Source organism: Acetoanaerobium noterae (assembly GCF_900168025.1).
GTDB classification, from domain to species: domain Bacteria; phylum Bacillota; class Clostridia; order Peptostreptococcales; family Filifactoraceae; genus Acetoanaerobium; species Acetoanaerobium noterae.
In genome coordinates this window covers 68,231-84,488 of the sequence record NZ_FUYN01000007.1, presented here as the reverse complement: position 1 = coordinate 84,488, position 16,258 = coordinate 68,231, and the positions used below count along the sequence as shown (strand labels likewise).

The following is a 16,258-nucleotide window of genomic DNA, read 5'->3' as shown; positions in this document are numbered from 1 at the left end:
TTAAAGGTAGAAATTCATGATTACACTGGCGATAGCCATTTGAAGTAATCAGTGCTAGATAAATTGCCCGCTCGACTTGCATGTGTTAAGCACGCCGCCAGCGTTCATCCTGAGCCAGGATCAAACTCTCAAATATAATCCTTGTCTCAGTAAAAATTTACTGACTTGGTTGTTGTTCATAAATGGTGTGGTTTTTAATCGAAATTAAAAACTATTTATGGTTTACTATCCAGTTTTCAAAGTTCATCTATTAATTCGTATTTCCTCTTTCGAGGCTTTTCGTTTTGCCCTCTCGCTGAGGACATGTATTAATATATCATGCCCCTAATTAATCGTCAACACTTTTTTAAAAGTTTTTTTTAAAGTATATCTCAATGATAGTTATCCACATTATCCACAAACTTATCTACAGGTTTAAAAATCAATATTTCCGTAAAAATAAAAATGATTATTCACATAAAATTTGTGGATAATCATTTTTGAATTTGATTTTTTTACTAAATTTTCATTATATTTAAACAGCTTGAAATTCTTCTATAAGGGTTTTTTCAATAGCTTCGCAAGCTTCCTTAGTTCCTGTATCTTCATTCGAAAGAGCTAAAACTAAAACATCCGTTTCTAAATAATAAACCATTCTAAAGTTGACACCAGGGTCATAACCTTGTAAAAAATATTTCTTAACCTCATAATTTTTATGCTCTATCCAAATTCCATATCCAAAACCTATGCCTTCATTATCTGTATCTGAATGAATTTTAAAAAGCTCTTTCGTAAAATCCTCACTTAATAATTCAAAGGTTAGTAGCTCTTGCCAAAATTTCGCCATATCCACAGCTGTAACATACACTCCGCCATCTGGCCCTCCAATTATAGGCAAATCGTAAATATTATTTCTAAAGTTTCCATCTTCAAGCTTTATATATCCATAAGCAGTTCTTGGAGGTAGCATATTCATTTTGAAATAGCCAGAGTCCGACATTTTGCAAGGATTAAAAATAGAATTCTTTATATAGTCCTTATAGGAAAGTCCCGATACTCTTTCAATGGCTAAGCCAAGCAGAATATAGCCAGCATTGTTGTATCTAAATTTTTCACCAGGATTAAAAATTTTATCCTTATTTAAAATCATAGGAAGAAAATCTATAGGATTTTCCATTTTATACATAGGAATAGAATTCCATAAGTTACTGTAGCTTTCCTGAGCATATTCATCAAAATAATCACCTATTCCAGAGGTATGAGTAAGTAAATGATGCAAGGTTACTCCTTTAAATGACTCTGGAAGTTCAGGAATATACTTTAAAATTTCGTCACTTAAATTAAGATTCCCCTTTTCTGCTAATTTCAATATTCCAACAGCAGTAAAAAGCTTGCCTCCAGAAGCCACGCCAAATCTAGTAAGTACAAAATTCCTTACTTTTAAACCTTTTTCAGCGTAGCCATAAGCTTTTTCAAGAATACACTCTTTATCTTTAGTAACATAAAGCACTCCAGAAAAATCGTTTTTATAGTCGAATTGAAGCAATATCGTCCCCTCCTCACTCATAAAAAACAGGTTATTTTTCTTAATATACTCTTTTTATAGGCAATGGAAACAACTATTTTTCCTTACTTGCCAAAAGCAAGATATTAAATTGACTACCCTTACCTAGCTCACTCGTTACCGTTAGCTTTCCTTTGTGCTCTTCTGCTATCCACTTTGCAATAGAAAGTCCAAGCCCAGCTCCTCCACTGCTTTTATTTCTTGATTCATCAGTCCTGTAAAATCTGTCAAATATCCTCGACAAGTCCTTCTTGGCTATTCCTAATCCAGTGTCTTTTACTGTTATAACTGCATAGGGCTCCTCATAATGAAGCCCAAGCTCTATTAGTCCGCCTTCTTTTGTGTACTTAACACTATTTTCAACAAAAACTCTTATAGCTTCCTTGATTAGATTTCTGTCCGCTGTTATATGAATAGCTTCATTTTCTCCTAAAACAACGTTGTGATTAGGGGCAATCAGCTTAGTCTCTTTGTAAATTTCCTCAATTAGCTCATTTAGCTCAAACTCGTTTTTTTCAATATGAGAAGATTTTTTGTCTCCTCTAGCAAGAAAAAGTAATTTTTCAATCATTGACTTCATTTGCTCGGTTTCGTTTTTTATAGCATCTATAGATTCATCCAACACTTCCGGATCGTTCTTTCCCCATCTGTCGAGTAAGTCAGTATATCCCTTTATTACAGATATTGGTGTTCTTAGCTCATGAGATGCATCTGATACAAATTGATTCTGAAGCTCTACAGAATACTCTATTTTATCCATCATATTATTAAAGGTATGCGCCAGATCTTTTAGCTCATCCTTTGCTCCAGATATATCTAGTCTAGTTGATAAATCATCAATGGTAATATTTTTAACTGCGTAATTCATTTGATCTATTGGCTCAATTAATTTTTTTGATGACTTTCTAGCAAGCAGTAGAACTAATCCAGCACAGATAAGCCCGGATATAATAAGAGATTCTTTAATTAGATTTATATGACTTATAAATTGCTCTTCTGGCAAGGAAAGATATAAGCCTAGAATTACAACCCCAGCTTGTACTGAAAAAACTAAGGTAAATGTCCATAAATAGCTCAGCATAAGCTTTAAATGTATAGAAAATCTAAGTCTGTTTATAAAACCATCTCTTAAACTTATTAATACTTTTGACAAAGTTGAAAAAATATATAGTATAACCTTTGAAGTCAAAATTATAACTTTATATATTCCCTTAAATATCGATTTTATATTATTCATCTTTTATTTGATATCCAACTCCTCTAATAGTATGGATTAACTTGATTCCAAATTGGTCGTCAATTTTACTTCGAAGATACCGAATATATACATCCACTACATTTGTATCTCCCATATATTCGTATCCCCACACTTTAGCTAAAATCATTTCTCTTGTAATTACCAGATTTTTATTTTGCATCATATATTTTAAGAGCTCAAATTCTCTTTTAGTCAAATCTATATTTTTTTCTTTATAGGTTACAGTGTATCTGTCGATGTCTAGATTAACCCCTTTAATTCTTAGTATAGAATCATTTTGAGGTTTGCTAGCTTTGTAATTGTCCACTCTTTTAAATATAACTCTTATTCTCGCTAAAAGCTCTTCAATTGCAAATGGCTTTGTCATATAATCATCTGCGCCAATATCTAGACCTAAAATTTTATCATTCATTTCATCCTTTGCAGTTAGCATAACAACTGGCATATCCGATTTTTGCCTGAGTCTTCGAAGTACTTCAACTCCATTTAAAGAAGGTAACATTACATCTAAAATCAGCAAGTCAAAATAATCACTGCATGCTTTGTCCAAGCCTTCTCTTCCATCGTGTGAAATCCCCACTTCATACCCCTCATGCTCTAGCTCTAGCTGCAAAAATCTCGCTATATTGTATTCGTCCTCAATGATTAGTATTTTCTTATCAGGCAACGATACCACCCCTAAAACCCATATTTTAACTTAATTATACTTTAATAACAGGCTTAATTGGGAAATTTTTATAAAAAAAGCCTCCAAATACATTTAACTGTATCGAAGACTTTTTGATACTATATTCTAGATTAAAAATTATTTAGTCTAAAATCTCTCTATTTATTATCAGTCCTTATTGGTTCTCATTGTTTGATGATTGATTTTGAACTGGGCTTTCTGGGTTTTTAGGAACTACTGACATATTGTTTTGTTCATTTGGCGAAACTATATTGAACTTGTATCCAAGCACCAAGGCAATTAGAAGTGCCGCTGCAAATACATAATTTCCAACTAATGCAAGAATAATTACTAGATTAAGCGGTATGTTGAGTACAGTTTTAGAATCTTTGGTAACTAAAAATTTTGTTATATTTCCTTTATGAATAAGGTCTCGAACTTTATCCATAAAAGCTCTTCTTGAACCAAACTCAGTTTTCGGAGCTTTTCCTGACTCATCTAGATACGCAAGAGCCTCAACTACATCCCCATCAAAACGCTCTAAAGCTTCTTTCGCTTCTTTATAGCTAGCATTTGTTCTTTTTCTTACTAAATCAATTTGTTCTAAAGTTATTTTCATCTCATATTCTCCTTTAAAATTAATTCTTAAATCAAAATGCATTACCAAAGCTTCTATGATATTAAGAATACACTCAAAGTCTTAGATGAATATTAGAGAAAGATTAAAATAAGATTAGAAATTATCGTCTAATCACCCTGTTCACAAATACATCCACCAAATACGAGTCAAGTTGAGCTCCTGCTGACTTCAAAAGCTCAGCAATAGCTTCCTTTTCACTCATCGCTGTTCTGTATGATCTATGACTAGTCATCGCATCATATGCGTCTGCTATGGCAATTATTCTAGCTTGAAGAGGTATTTCCATACCTTTTAGACCTTTAGGATAGCCTTTCCCATCTATTCTCTCATGATGAGCTAAAACATAATTTGCCATTTCTGCCATATCATTTACCGAGCTCAGAATTCTATATCCTATCTCAGGATGCTTTTTCATTTGTGTCATTTCTTCTTCTGTAAGCCTTCCTGGTTTATTTAGTATACTTTCCTCTATACCAATCTTACCTATATCATGAAGTAGCCCTACGGTTTTAAGCTCTTGAATATCCGCTGATGGAAGTCCCATTACCATTCCCATCTTTACACATAGCTCTGAAACTCTATGAGAGTGCTGTTCTTCTCTAGTATTTTTTTCATGTAGAGTTTTGATTATTGTGGATATAGTTCTGCCTCTCATGCTAGGCGATTCAAAAAGCTTCATTCTATTCATCTTGTCTTCCGCATTAGAATGAATCTCGTAAATATTTTGCTTCTTATTATATTTGGTACAGCTCCCAAAAGACATAGACAGCTTAAGAGCTTCTATTTTTACTTTTTCTATATCTGATTTTATTTTTTCTATTATTTCATTTGCTAAAAACTCATCGGTTTTAGGAAGTAAAATAGAAAACTCATCTCCCCCAACTCTTACAATTTTAGAGTCTTCTGGACAGTTCTTCTTCAATATCCTAGCTATTCTTTTCAATAGCTTATCTCCTGTTTTAAGTCCAAATGCATCATTTACAAGCTTTAGACCATTCAAATCAGAAATTATTATAGTAAGTGGCAGATTGCTTTTTACATCAACCTGCTTAATGCATTTATCGTAAGAAATTCTGTCATACACTCCTGTAAGCTGATCATGATAAAGCATGTATTCTAGCTTTTCATATTGATATCTAAGCTCAGCCTCTGCTGCTTTTAGCTGATTGAGCGCTGCCTCTAGTTCTTGATTTGAGGCTTCTAGCTCTTCATTTATCTCCTGAAGCTCTATTTCTTTTTTTAAAAGCTCTCTTATATCTGTGTACATTCCATAAGCGCCTATTACTGCATCCTCATTTTTTACTAGGATTCCTCTAGCTTGTACATCTATAGGTTTTGAATCCTTAGTATATCTTACTACTTTTTGTTTAACGTCTCCTTTTTCAAAAAGCACCTTGGTTATAGCTTTTGCTTCTTCACTTCTACCTTCTTTAGAAACTATCTCATCTAAGTCTTTGCCTTTACATTCATCTAGAGTATATCCGAATATACTTGTAAAGCTTAAATTTATATCTACAACTCTGTGAAGAGAATCTAAATAAGCAATTGCATCAGGACTATTCTCAAATAGAACTTCATATCTTCTCTTATTGTCATCCATCTCTGCTTGGATTCTGCGATAATTACTCATATCTCTGGATATTGTTATAGCTCCTATGACATTTCCTTCATCATCTAAGATTTTAGATGCCTTACCCCAGTCATAATAACCCTTTTCCTTTATATAGGATTCTCCTTCTATATCGCCACTTGGATACCTCTTAAAATTTTTATATAAATTTTCGCACTCCTCATTTGGCTCTAAAACCAAATCTATAAGAGTCGGTCTTCTTTCTTTATAAAATATATATGAATATTCATAATCCCCTTTACCTAGAATATCTTTTCTTTCCACGCCAAAAAGTTCTTCCATTGCTTTATTCCAAAGGATGACTTTTTTATCTAAATCTATTGCAAATATAGGTTCAGGAACAAAGTCCAAAGCTACCTCTAGCAATTTCATTCTCTGTTTTGAATACATGAATTATAGGCTCCTCATGATTGTAGTTTTAGGGATTTATACTTATCTTATCTATAATAATATATGTAAATTATTGCTAACTCAAGCAAAACTTGCATAAAATTGAGCAAATTAGCAATATTGCAAATATTCTAGGCAAATAAATATCTATTTATCTATCTAAATAATCCTTGTGTCCGCATTAAGAACTCCAATGATTTAACGTAATCGCTTATTGTTTGTTATTTTGATAATTTTTTCCAATATAAAAGGCGTCCTCTTACCCTACGGATATCAGCACGCCTTGTCAGCCAGTTTACTATTTAAATTGTAGTTTTGTTACTGTGATTATGTGAAGTTTTTCTTTTTCTGTAGTTATCACTTTTTTCAGCTCTTTCAGTTTTACTTGAGCCTTGGCTTTTAGATGCTGGATATTTTTTCGAAGAGTTTGAATAACTCTTTCCTTTACCCTTGTATGATGAAGATCCCGATCCTGGTTTAGAATCCTTTGAATATCTTGAACCTGATGATTTCATAGGTTTTTTCTTCATACGTACTGGACTTTCGTCAGTAAGTGTAACCGGCGCATCACTTGACTGCTTTGTAACCATTTTTAAGGCAGCCGATACCAGTTTTACTGCATCGTATTCTTCTAGTAATTTCTGAGCTGCTTCTTCTAAATCATGAGTTTTAGCACTTTCTGCTATCCCTATTAGTTTTTGAGCTGCTTGACGATATCTAGCGTCTTTTGCATCACCTATACTAGGTACATGCTGCTTTAGCATCTTGCTTTTAGTAGTATCTTCGATAAGCTCTAGGTATTCTCTTTCTCTAGGTGTTACAAAAGTAAAAGATATACCTTTTTGTCCTGCTCTTCCCGTTCTTCCTATTCTATGAACATAGCTTTCAGGGTCTTGAGGCAGGTCAAAGTTAAATACATGACTTACTCCGCTTATATCTAGTCCTCTTGCCGCAACATCTGTAGCAACTAGAATCTTAATACTTCCTCTTTTAAATTTACGAAGTACTTTTTCTCTTCTTTCTTGCTTCATATCTCCATGAATACCTTCTACATCGTAGCCTCTTATGCTAAGCGCTTCTGATAATTCATCTACTCTACGCTTTGTACGACCAAATATAATAGATAGCTCAGGACAGTGAATATCCATAAGTCTGCAAAGTGCATCGAACTTATCTTTTTCCTTTAAATCCAAATATCTCTGCTCTATTGTATCAACAGTCATAGTTTTATTTTTTACTGCTACAGTTTGTGGGCTTTTCATGAATTTTTGAGAAACTGCTTGAATTCTTTTAGGCATAGTAGCTGAAAATAGAAGAGTTTGTCTTTCTGAAGGTACTTCCTGAAGTATGGTTTCTATGTCTTCAATAAAACCCATGCTAAGCATTTCATCTGCTTCATCTAAAATTACTGTTTGTATATTTGCTAGATTTATAGTATTTCTTCTCATATGGTCCATAAATCTACCTGGAGTAGCAACTACTATTTGAGGGTTCTTTTTTAGGCCTCTGATTTGCTTGCCTATATCTTCTCCACCATAGATTGCAATAGCTTCTACGTTTTTGTATTTTGCTAGTCTGTTTATCTCTTGAGATACCTGAAGAGCAAGTTCTCTTGTCGGTGCAAGTATAAGCGCCTGAACTGCTTTATTGTCTTTTTCGATTTTGCTAAGTAGAGGTATTCCAAACGCTGCTGTCTTACCAGTACCAGTCTGTGCTTGTCCTATTAAGTCTATCCCTTGCATAGCAAGTGGAATGATTTGCTCTTGAATTGGGGTTGGACTGTCAAAACCCATATCAAGTACTGCTTTTAATAATTCTTCTTGTAATCCTAATTCATTAAATAATGCCAATAATATCTATCTCCTTTTGTATAACTAAATACTTACATAAAAAAAGGCATATTCCTCTTTACTGCGCGGAATACGCCTTGATTATCTACAGATTAACTATAGGACTATCCTCTTACAACGTTAGATGCTTGAGGTCCTCTGTTTCCTTGAGTTATTTCGAACTCTACAGTTTGTCCTTCTTCTAATGTCTTAAATCCGTCTCCTTGAATAGCTGAGAAATGTACGAATACATCGTCTCCATCTTCTCTCTCGATGAATCCAAAACCTTTTTCTGCGTTAAACCATTTTACTTTACCTACCATTTTACGGCCTCCTAAAAAAAATATTTAAAGATGGAACTTACTTAAAACACTTTACGTCCTAACCTTTTCAATAACATTTGATACTGATGATACTGAGGCCGAAAAATTGTTTTAGTTTCCAATTTCTTTACTTCTCTACTTTATCACAGATATTTACAAAAAGCAAATAGTTTTCTCATTTACTTGTCCCGCATTCACTTCATATATCCTATTTGAAATTTTTCTAGCTAGCTGTAAGTCATGCGTCACATAAGTAAAATCGATTTCTTAGTTTTATTAATTTTAGTATATAATATAAATAATTAATTTGTTTTTTCGGTAAATTTATAATGAATTTGAATATATAACCATCATTTATTCATCGTTTAAAGGAGGAATTGTAGTGGAACAATTATGGAAAGATACTGCTAAATTTCACGGCCATGAGTGCCCAGGTTTAGCAATTGGATTTAAAGCAGCACTTGCAGCTAGAGAATATTTTGGAATTAGTAGCACTGATGACGAAGATTTAGTTTGCATTTCAGAAAACGATGCCTGTGGAATTGATGCTATTCAGTACTTACTAAAATGTACAGTTGGCAAAGGAAATCTCCTTATAAAAATGAGAGGAAAGTCTGCCTACAACTTCTTTGATCGCACTAAAAATCGTTCGATTAGATTAGTGTTAAAAGATATGAACAAAGATATGACAAGAGAAGAAAAACAGAACTATATTCTTAACCATGATAGTAATGAATTATTTGATTACACTGAAGTTAGACATCAAATACCTGAAAGAGCTAGAATATTTAATAATGTAAACTGTAGTGATTGCGGTGAAAAATTAGCAGAGCATTTTGCAAGAATCCAAGATAATAAGCCCGTATGTCTAGACTGCTTTACTGAATATAAAAGATTTGATTAAAAAAGCTGGGAAATTATTCCCCAGCTTTTTTTGTAAACACATATTTTTTTCCATACTACCAACTATTTTAAGTTATCAAGTACCTAGGTTTAATATTATAAAAGAGGATTAAGACTTTCTTTTGTCTCGCTTACCGGAGTAGCTTTTTTAGAATTGACAAATTCTATCACTTTATCTGAAACGCTATCCATACAAGCATGGATTTCAGTTTCGTACATCACATGAGATGACATATTTGCAACCTTTGAAGACATTGGAAGTTCTCCTAGCAGCTCTATGTCTAGTCTTTTTAGATATGATTCAATATCATTTTTTTCAAATAATTCTATTTTTGTAGTGCAATCTGGGCAAAGTACATAGCTCATATTTTGAACTAGTCCTAAGATAGGCACATTCATTTTTTTAGCCATATTTATAGATTTCGCAACTATCATAGATACCATATCGTGAGGTGTAGATACTACCACAGCTCCAGTAAGAGGTATGGACTGCATAACAGTAAGTGATACATCTCCAGTTCCTGGAGGCATATCTATAAGTAAATAATCTAATTCTCCCCAGTAAACATCAGTCCAAAACTGCTTTACAGTTCCAGAAATTATAGGACCTCTCCAGAGCACTGGACTTTCTTCATCGTCCACTAAATAATTAAGTGACATGGTCGCTATATTTTCAGATGACATAACAGGCATTGCCCCATACTCTGTAGATATTGCCTGACCATCCTTTATCCCAAATAGTCTAGGAATACTAGGTCCTGTTACATCAGCGTCTAGTATCCCTACTTTGTAACCTAACTTAGTAAGTTTTTTTGCAAGTAGTGCAGTTACTGTAGATTTTCCTACTCCACCTTTTCCACTCATAACAGCAATTACATTTTTCACTTGATTGTGAATATTGTTTTCTACCATACATGAAGCTGAATCTTGATTACATCCGGAAGCTGATGGGCAAGTATTGCATGATGACATTTATACCACCTAAACCTTTCATATATATTGTTTTTTTATAGCCTATTTTTCTTGAATCTTAATATCTCCTCTGCACCATTTTCTACAGCCTTCTATTTTTTTAGTGCAAAGCACTTCAGCAGTCCCACACACTGGGCATACTTCTTTATCCTCTAGCTTAGTTATTTTATAAGTCTTTTTACATTTATCGCAGTAAAACTCACACCTTGCAGAAATATAATTTCCGCCTCCTATTTTAATCGCTTTTCCTTCGGTTAGGCTCATAGCGACTTTTTTTCTAGCACTATCTATTATATTTTGAAATGTTTGTCTAGATACATTCATTCGTTTGGCACATTCTTCTTGATTTAATCCTTCAATGTCTTTTAGCCTCATAGCTTCTAGCTCTTCCATCATTATATCTATCTGCTCTAGCTTGCACGAGGGTACTCCCATCGGCACAAAATAAGTAGAATCAGGAAAAAATTCCACTCTTCTATATATCTTTGGTCTTGGCAAATTCCATCCCTCCATTTCGTTATTGGCATTTGCTAATTACATTTTATGATTTATATTAACTACTGTCAAATAATTTTTAAAATTTATCTATTATTAACATTTTCTATATTGACTATTATTTCTCGAAATGATATTATATTAATATATTCAAATATTACGATTTATATAGGAGGCATGTTATATGAAAAATGTTAAAGTATTTACTAGCCAAACTTGACCACACTGTCCTGCTGTTAAGAATTATCTAACAGAGAAAAATGTACCTTTCGAAGAGAAAGATATAAATGCAGACATGGAAGCTAGAAAAGAATTAATCCAAAGAAGAATCATGTCAGTTCCTACAATCATCATCGATGACACAGAGGTTATTGTTGGGTTTGACAAAGAAAAAATCGACTCAATCTTAGGACTATAATATTGATAAAGCATCTGCAAATTGCAGATGCTTTCTTTTTTGTAAATACAATATAATCTCTATTTTCTACTTAGAATTTGTATTACTACAAGGATTTATATCCTTTTTATTTTTGATAGCTGTTTATCAGCGAGCCAGCTAAAAGTATTTCTTTTTCTGGCTTAGTAAGGTCATTTAGCTCTAGTAACACTTTTTCTTTTTTATCTTTTCCTATGCAAAGAGCTTCAAATTTTGTTTCTCCTAATATAAGAGCCTTCTGTATTCCCTCTATCAAGACAATATCTCCAACTTCAAAGTTTGGAGTTTCTCCTTTTGCTAAAGTAAACGGAAGCATCCCCCAGTTTATAAGATTACTTCTATAACGCTTTGTCGCATATTCTACTGATATATTCGCAAGTCCTCCTAGCACTCTTTGGCAAGATGCCGCTTGCTCTCTAGCTGAACCATCTCCAGGCTTTAAAGCAAAAATGCAGCTTCCAAAATTTGTTTTGCTCAGAAAATCTGCTCTCTCATTCTCATTTATCCCCTTTGCATCCATAACCTTATCCACTATAGCTTTAAACTCTTCAGGAAGATTAGTATATCCAGTTTCAAGCTCTAAATCAAAGCTCTTAGAAGCTTTAGCTCTATCTACATATCCAGGGTCTTTTCTAGATAAAGTAAACTCAGCAAGCTTTAACGGATTCGATCTATATGAAGAGGTTTCTCCAGATGGAATAAGCTCATCCGTCGTAGTAACGCTGTCTAAAATTACACTGTCTATTTTTAGCATGATATTTTCACTTAGGCTCTTCATCTTAGGCCAATCTTTGATATTAGGTCCAAAGCGAAGGTCTTCATTTTTGTTAGGCTTAGAAAATCCGAAGTACACTCTATTATTATAAATCGCATCATCAAATTCATATTTTGGAATGTAATCGTCAAAATCAATATCAGTAGCAGGAGTCAGATAGCCCTTGTTTGCAGATGTAGCTGCAATTGACAGGGCATCCATAAGTGCCACACTTGAAATCTGCCCATCAGACGGTTTAGACCCTTCTCTGCTAGGAAAATTTCTAGTTGTATGTCTGATGCTTAATGTATTGTTGCCCGGAACATCTCCAGCTCCAAAGCATGGCCCACAAAAAGCAGTTTTTATATTTGCCCCAGCTTGCATAAGGGTAGGTATTACACCATTTTTAATCAAACTCATATAAATAGGCTGACTAGCAGGATAGACGCTTATATTGTAGTAATCATCTCCCACGAAGCTTCCTTTTATGATATTGGCAGCATTTACTATATTTTCGTAGCTTCCGCCTGCACACCCTGCAATTATTCCTTGATCAACTTTAATTTTTCCATCTACTATTTTATCAACTAGATTAAGCTTTAAAGCAGAGTCCTCTAGCTGGAGATTTGCTTCTTTTTCAGCTATGCTAAGCACGTCATATGGATTTGCGATTAAATCCTCCATACTGTATACATTACTAGGGTGAAAAGGCAATGCTATCATAGGCTTTATCTTGCTTAAATCTATTTTTATTATACTGTCATAATAGGCAATTGATTTAGGCTCCATTTCTTTATATGCTTCAGGTCTTTTATGAATTTCATAATACTCCTTAACCTTATCATCAGTCATCCAAATCGATGAAAGACAAGTGGTCTCCGTAGTCATTACATCTATACCACTTCTAAAGTCTACAGATAAATCGAAAATTCCAGGGCCTATAAATTCAAGCACTTTGTTTTTGACAATACCCTTTGAAAATACTTCCTTAATAAGCGAAAGAGCTACGTCTTGAGGTCCTACACCCTTTTTCGGTTTGTTCTCAAGATAAATACCTACTACCTTTGGATAGGCTATATCATAAGTTTTGCCAAGAATCTGCTTCACAAGCTCTGGCCCACCTTCACCTATAGCTAGTGTCCCAAGAGCTCCATATCTAGTATGGCTGTCAGAACCTAAAATCATACTGCCAGATTTTGCCATCATCTCTCTCATATACTGATGGATTACTGCTTGGTGTGCAGGTACATAGATTCCTCCATATTTTTTTGCCGCTGAGAGTCCAAAAATATGGTCATCTTCGTTTATTGTTCCACCTACTGCACATAAGCTATTGTGACAGTTTGTAAGGACATAAGGGATGGGAAATTGTTCTAAGGCACTTGCTCTAGCCGTTTGAATTATTCCCACATAGGTTATATCATGAGAAGCCAAAGCATCAAATTTAAGTCTTAAACCTTTCACGTTATCGCTAACGTTATGAGCCTCAAGAATTGAATATGTCATAGTATTTTTTATCATTTCATCTTTGCTTACTATATCCTCGCCATGAGCAGTTAAGAAATTACTTACTCTATCAGATGAGAAATCCTCTGCCATGCAAACAATCTCTCTACCTTTATAAATATATCCACCATCTGCAAAAACTTTTACCATATATTAGACCCTCCCAATCTCAATTTAGAACATATTATACGGTAAATGCAGTTTTGAATCAATATAATTTCGTTTTTATATATTTAATATAATTTTTATAGCTAAAAATTAACGTTTTTTGACTTTTAGAAAACGTATTCTTGCAATTTCTGTATCCTTTTTATTCATTTTATCGTTTTTCTTAGCAGTCATTATATTATTCTGTCAGATTATTAATTATAAATCTCTAATTATTTTTCTAATTATTTTTCTTATTATTTTGTCTTATTATTTTCTATTTGTTCTTATGGGTTTCAATTTTTTCCATTATTTTAAGAGGTGGTCCATCCACCATATAGATGTAATCAGAAAAACTAAGAGCTTCTTGCATATCGTGAGTTACGAAGACAATATATGAGTTTTCTTTTATATCCGATTCTAGCAAGTAATTTATAAGCTCAGTTTTTAATTTAAAATCTAGCCCTTTAAATGGCTCATCTAAAATAAATACCTCTCCACTATAAGAAAGCGCTCTTGCAAAGCTCACTCTTCTTTGCATTCCTCCAGATAGCTCACTTGGATAAGCATTAATAAATTTTCCTAGACCTACTATATTTAGATATTTTTCTGCAATTTGTTTTGCTTCTTCATCGCAGTACCTGTCCCTTAGCACAAACAATACATTTTCTAAAGCTGTAGCCCAAGGAAGTAACCTGTCTTCTTGAAACACATATGAGAATTTTTTATTATCAAGGTTGAGTTTCTCGCCTAATTCAATCTTATTTATACCAGTAAGAGCATTTAAAAGAGTTGTTTTTCCACAGCCAGAAGCTCCAAATATGCAGTGAACCTTGCCTTTTTCGAGCGAGATAGAAAAATTCTCAAGTACTTTTAGATTCCCGTAGCTTATATTGATGTTAGTAAGAGCTATCATAACCTTTCACTTCCAATTTTTTTATTCATAAGGCTCACAAAAAAAACCTCAAAGATATAGCTAAGACCTATCACAGTGATAGTCCAAGCAAATAACCCTGGTATATCAAGGTATGCCTTTGCTGCATATAGATTCCCTCCTATGGAATGTCTCGGATTGCTGAGCACCTCTGCTGCAACAGTAACCTTCCACCCTAGCCCTAGTGCCTGCACAGAGCTAGATACAAAATAAGGCTTTAATGAAGGAAGATATATTTTCTTTATGATTTGTTTTTTGCTTACATCATATATATGTGCCATTTCAAGCAATTTTTTATCTACATTCCTTATTCCTGCATCAGTATTTGTCCACACTAGAGGAAAACACATCAAAAAACAAATGAATATAGGTGAGTTTGTAGATGAAAACCAAATCAATGCAAGTATTATAAAAGACATAACAGGCGTAGATTTAATAGCAACCATAGCTGGATTTAGTATCTCATAGACCAAATCATTCATTCCAGAGATTATTCCAACAGCTATCCCTAAGATTATCGACAAGATAACTCCTAGACCTACTCTATATACTGAATATATTATAGAAGTCCAAAATGCCTTTTCAGCTCCAAGCTCCGTTAATCTTGAAAACACTTGAAAAGGGGCAGGGAGATATAAATCCCTACCCACTATGATATAGCCTATCTGCCACACCATTATCCAAAATCCTATAATTAATACAGTCTTTATATAGCTTTTAGTTTTGATAATAGAATCCATCATCAGCTAATTTCCCTCCAATGGACTTAGGTTCAAAATCGAACAGTATCTGATAGTAAGAAGCAAGAGAATCCTTTGCATCCACTCCTTCAATATATACTATATTAGAATAAGGAATAGCTTTTAGAGCAACTGCTGCATTTGGCAGGATTTTATGCTTTTCCATCAAGGTTGCCGCTTTTTCTGACTCGTTATTTACAAAATCTACAGAATCTTTGTATTCATCCATAAACTGCTGAACTAACTCTTTATGCTCATTTGCAAATCCTTTTTGAACTATAATGCAGCCCATAGGAAGATCCAAGTCTGTTCCTGATGCTGCTTTATATTCAGCTGTAATATCAAGGGCTATTCTCAAATCAGGATTTTTCATCATTGCTGTAGTAACATGAGGCTGAGGAAGCATACCTAGCTTCACATCTCCAGATGCCATTGCCGCAGCTAAATCAGCATGCTGAAGTGTAAAATCTACCATTACATCTTTATCTTGCTCCATACCATTTTGTTTTAATATGTACTGCATTACGAAATCAGGAGTAGCTCCCTTTCCACTTGCCGCCATAGTCTTTCCTTTAAGGTCAGCTATAGAATTTACTTCTTGTCCATTTTCAAGTACATATACAACACCAAGAGTGTTTACTGCAAGAAGCTGTACTTCTCCTTGAGTTTTATTATATAAAGTAAGTGCTAAATTCGTAGGAACAGCTGCAATATCTATTTCCTTGCTTATAACTTTTCCCACTATATCATCAGGGCTTTCTAGTAAACTGATATCGTAATCAATCGCAGATTCTCCTAGCTCATCATTTTCCATCAGCTGTACCATTCCCATACCAGTAGGCCCTTTTAGCGCTGCTATTTTCATAGTTTCTTTTTGAACCTCGACTTGTTCAGGCTCTGGCTGTGGTGTAGCCTCAGGTGCTGGCTGGCTTTGACTGCATCCAGCTAAAGAAACTACTAAAAATAATGAAGCTACAATTGAAATTAATTTTTTCTTGCTTTTCATTACATCCCCTCCAATACATATTTTATTTCTATAATACACCTTTTTTTCAAAAAAAGAACCCTAACTGACCAACTCGAGCCAGAAA

14 protein-coding genes, 1 rRNA gene and 1 pseudogene are annotated in these 16,258 nt (G+C 33.9%); 2 read left to right on the top strand and 14 right to left on the bottom strand.

The window, feature by feature from the left end:
* The 8 genes from B5X47_RS13905 to cspD form a co-directional block, all read right to left on the bottom strand.
* Positions 1-136, bottom strand: a 16S ribosomal RNA gene (locus B5X47_RS13905); the annotation flags it as partial.
* A 378-nt stretch (positions 137-514) separates the two neighbouring features.
* Complete coding sequence (locus tag B5X47_RS12165) at positions 515-1,525, bottom strand: serine hydrolase domain-containing protein (RefSeq protein ID WP_200805119.1); 1,011 nt, start codon at positions 1,523-1,525, stop codon at positions 515-517.
* A gap of 73 nt (positions 1,526-1,598) precedes the next feature.
* Complete coding sequence (locus tag B5X47_RS12160; protein ID WP_079590447.1) at positions 1,599-2,780, bottom strand: sensor histidine kinase; 1,182 nt, start codon at positions 2,778-2,780, stop codon at positions 1,599-1,601.
* Complete coding sequence (locus B5X47_RS12155) at positions 2,773-3,468, bottom strand: response regulator transcription factor (protein WP_079590445.1); 696 nt, start codon at positions 3,466-3,468, stop codon at positions 2,773-2,775. Before B5X47_RS12155 ends, B5X47_RS12160 begins: the two co-directional genes overlap by 8 nt.
* 175 nt (positions 3,469-3,643) lie before the next feature.
* Entirely contained in the window at positions 3,644-4,087 is a 444-nt protein-coding gene (locus B5X47_RS12150; RefSeq protein WP_159446480.1) for a DUF4342 domain-containing protein, read from the bottom strand.
* A gap of 121 nt (positions 4,088-4,208) precedes the next feature.
* Positions 4,209-6,128: a sensor domain-containing diguanylate cyclase/phosphohydrolase gene (locus tag B5X47_RS12145; protein WP_079590441.1), complete on the bottom strand. Its 1,920-nt coding sequence runs from the start codon at positions 6,126-6,128 to the stop codon at positions 4,209-4,211.
* A gap of 302 nt (positions 6,129-6,430) precedes the next feature.
* Positions 6,431-7,978: a degradosome RNA helicase CshA gene (locus B5X47_RS12140; RefSeq protein ID WP_079590439.1), complete on the bottom strand. Its 1,548-nt coding sequence runs from the start codon at positions 7,976-7,978 to the stop codon at positions 6,431-6,433.
* A 104-nt stretch (positions 7,979-8,082) separates the two neighbouring features.
* Entirely contained in the window at positions 8,083-8,280 is a 198-nt protein-coding gene (gene cspD, locus B5X47_RS12135; RefSeq protein WP_013362474.1) for a cold-shock protein CspD, read from the bottom strand.
* A gap of 382 nt (positions 8,281-8,662) precedes the next feature.
* On the opposite strand from cspD, the gene B5X47_RS12130 reads away from it, so the two are divergent.
* The gene (locus B5X47_RS12130) at positions 8,663-9,184 is read left to right on the top strand and encodes an FmdE family protein (protein WP_079590437.1); all 522 of its coding nucleotides are present in this window, start codon (positions 8,663-8,665) and stop codon (positions 9,182-9,184) included.
* A 95-nt stretch (positions 9,185-9,279) separates the two neighbouring features.
* On the opposite strand, the gene B5X47_RS12125 is transcribed toward B5X47_RS12130, so the two are convergent.
* Both B5X47_RS12125 and B5X47_RS12120 read right to left on the bottom strand, forming a co-directional pair.
* Positions 9,280-10,155, bottom strand: a complete 876-nt coding sequence (locus B5X47_RS12125) for an Mrp/NBP35 family ATP-binding protein (protein ID WP_079590435.1) — start codon at positions 10,153-10,155, stop codon at positions 9,280-9,282.
* A 42-nt stretch (positions 10,156-10,197) separates the two neighbouring features.
* The gene (locus B5X47_RS12120) at positions 10,198-10,653 is read right to left on the bottom strand and encodes a DUF134 domain-containing protein (protein ID WP_079590433.1); all 456 of its coding nucleotides are present in this window, start codon (positions 10,651-10,653) and stop codon (positions 10,198-10,200) included.
* Between the two features lie 229 nt (positions 10,654-10,882).
* On the opposite strand from B5X47_RS12120, the pseudogene B5X47_RS12115 reads away from it, so the two are divergent.
* Positions 10,883-11,068: pseudogene (locus tag B5X47_RS12115) on the top strand (glutaredoxin family protein); the annotation flags it as partial.
* 106 nt (positions 11,069-11,174) lie between these two features.
* On the opposite strand, the gene B5X47_RS12110 reads toward B5X47_RS12115, so the two are convergent.
* From B5X47_RS12110 to B5X47_RS12095, 4 genes are all read right to left on the bottom strand, one after another.
* Complete coding sequence (locus tag B5X47_RS12110; RefSeq protein ID WP_079590429.1) at positions 11,175-13,496, bottom strand: hydratase; 2,322 nt, start codon at positions 13,494-13,496, stop codon at positions 11,175-11,177.
* A gap of 274 nt (positions 13,497-13,770) precedes the next feature.
* Positions 13,771-14,409, bottom strand: coding sequence for an ABC transporter ATP-binding protein (locus B5X47_RS12105; protein ID WP_079590427.1), 639 nt, complete (start codon positions 14,407-14,409; stop codon positions 13,771-13,773).
* Positions 14,406-15,170, bottom strand: a complete 765-nt coding sequence (locus tag B5X47_RS12100) for an ABC transporter permease (protein WP_079590425.1) — start codon at positions 15,168-15,170, stop codon at positions 14,406-14,408. The genes B5X47_RS12105 and B5X47_RS12100 overlap by 4 nt, the downstream gene beginning before the upstream one ends.
* The gene (locus tag B5X47_RS12095; RefSeq protein WP_079590423.1) at positions 15,145-16,173 is read right to left on the bottom strand and encodes an ABC transporter substrate-binding protein; all 1,029 of its coding nucleotides are present in this window, start codon (positions 16,171-16,173) and stop codon (positions 15,145-15,147) included. Before B5X47_RS12095 ends, B5X47_RS12100 begins: the two co-directional genes overlap by 26 nt.
* Positions 16,174-16,258 lie beyond the last annotated feature (85 nt).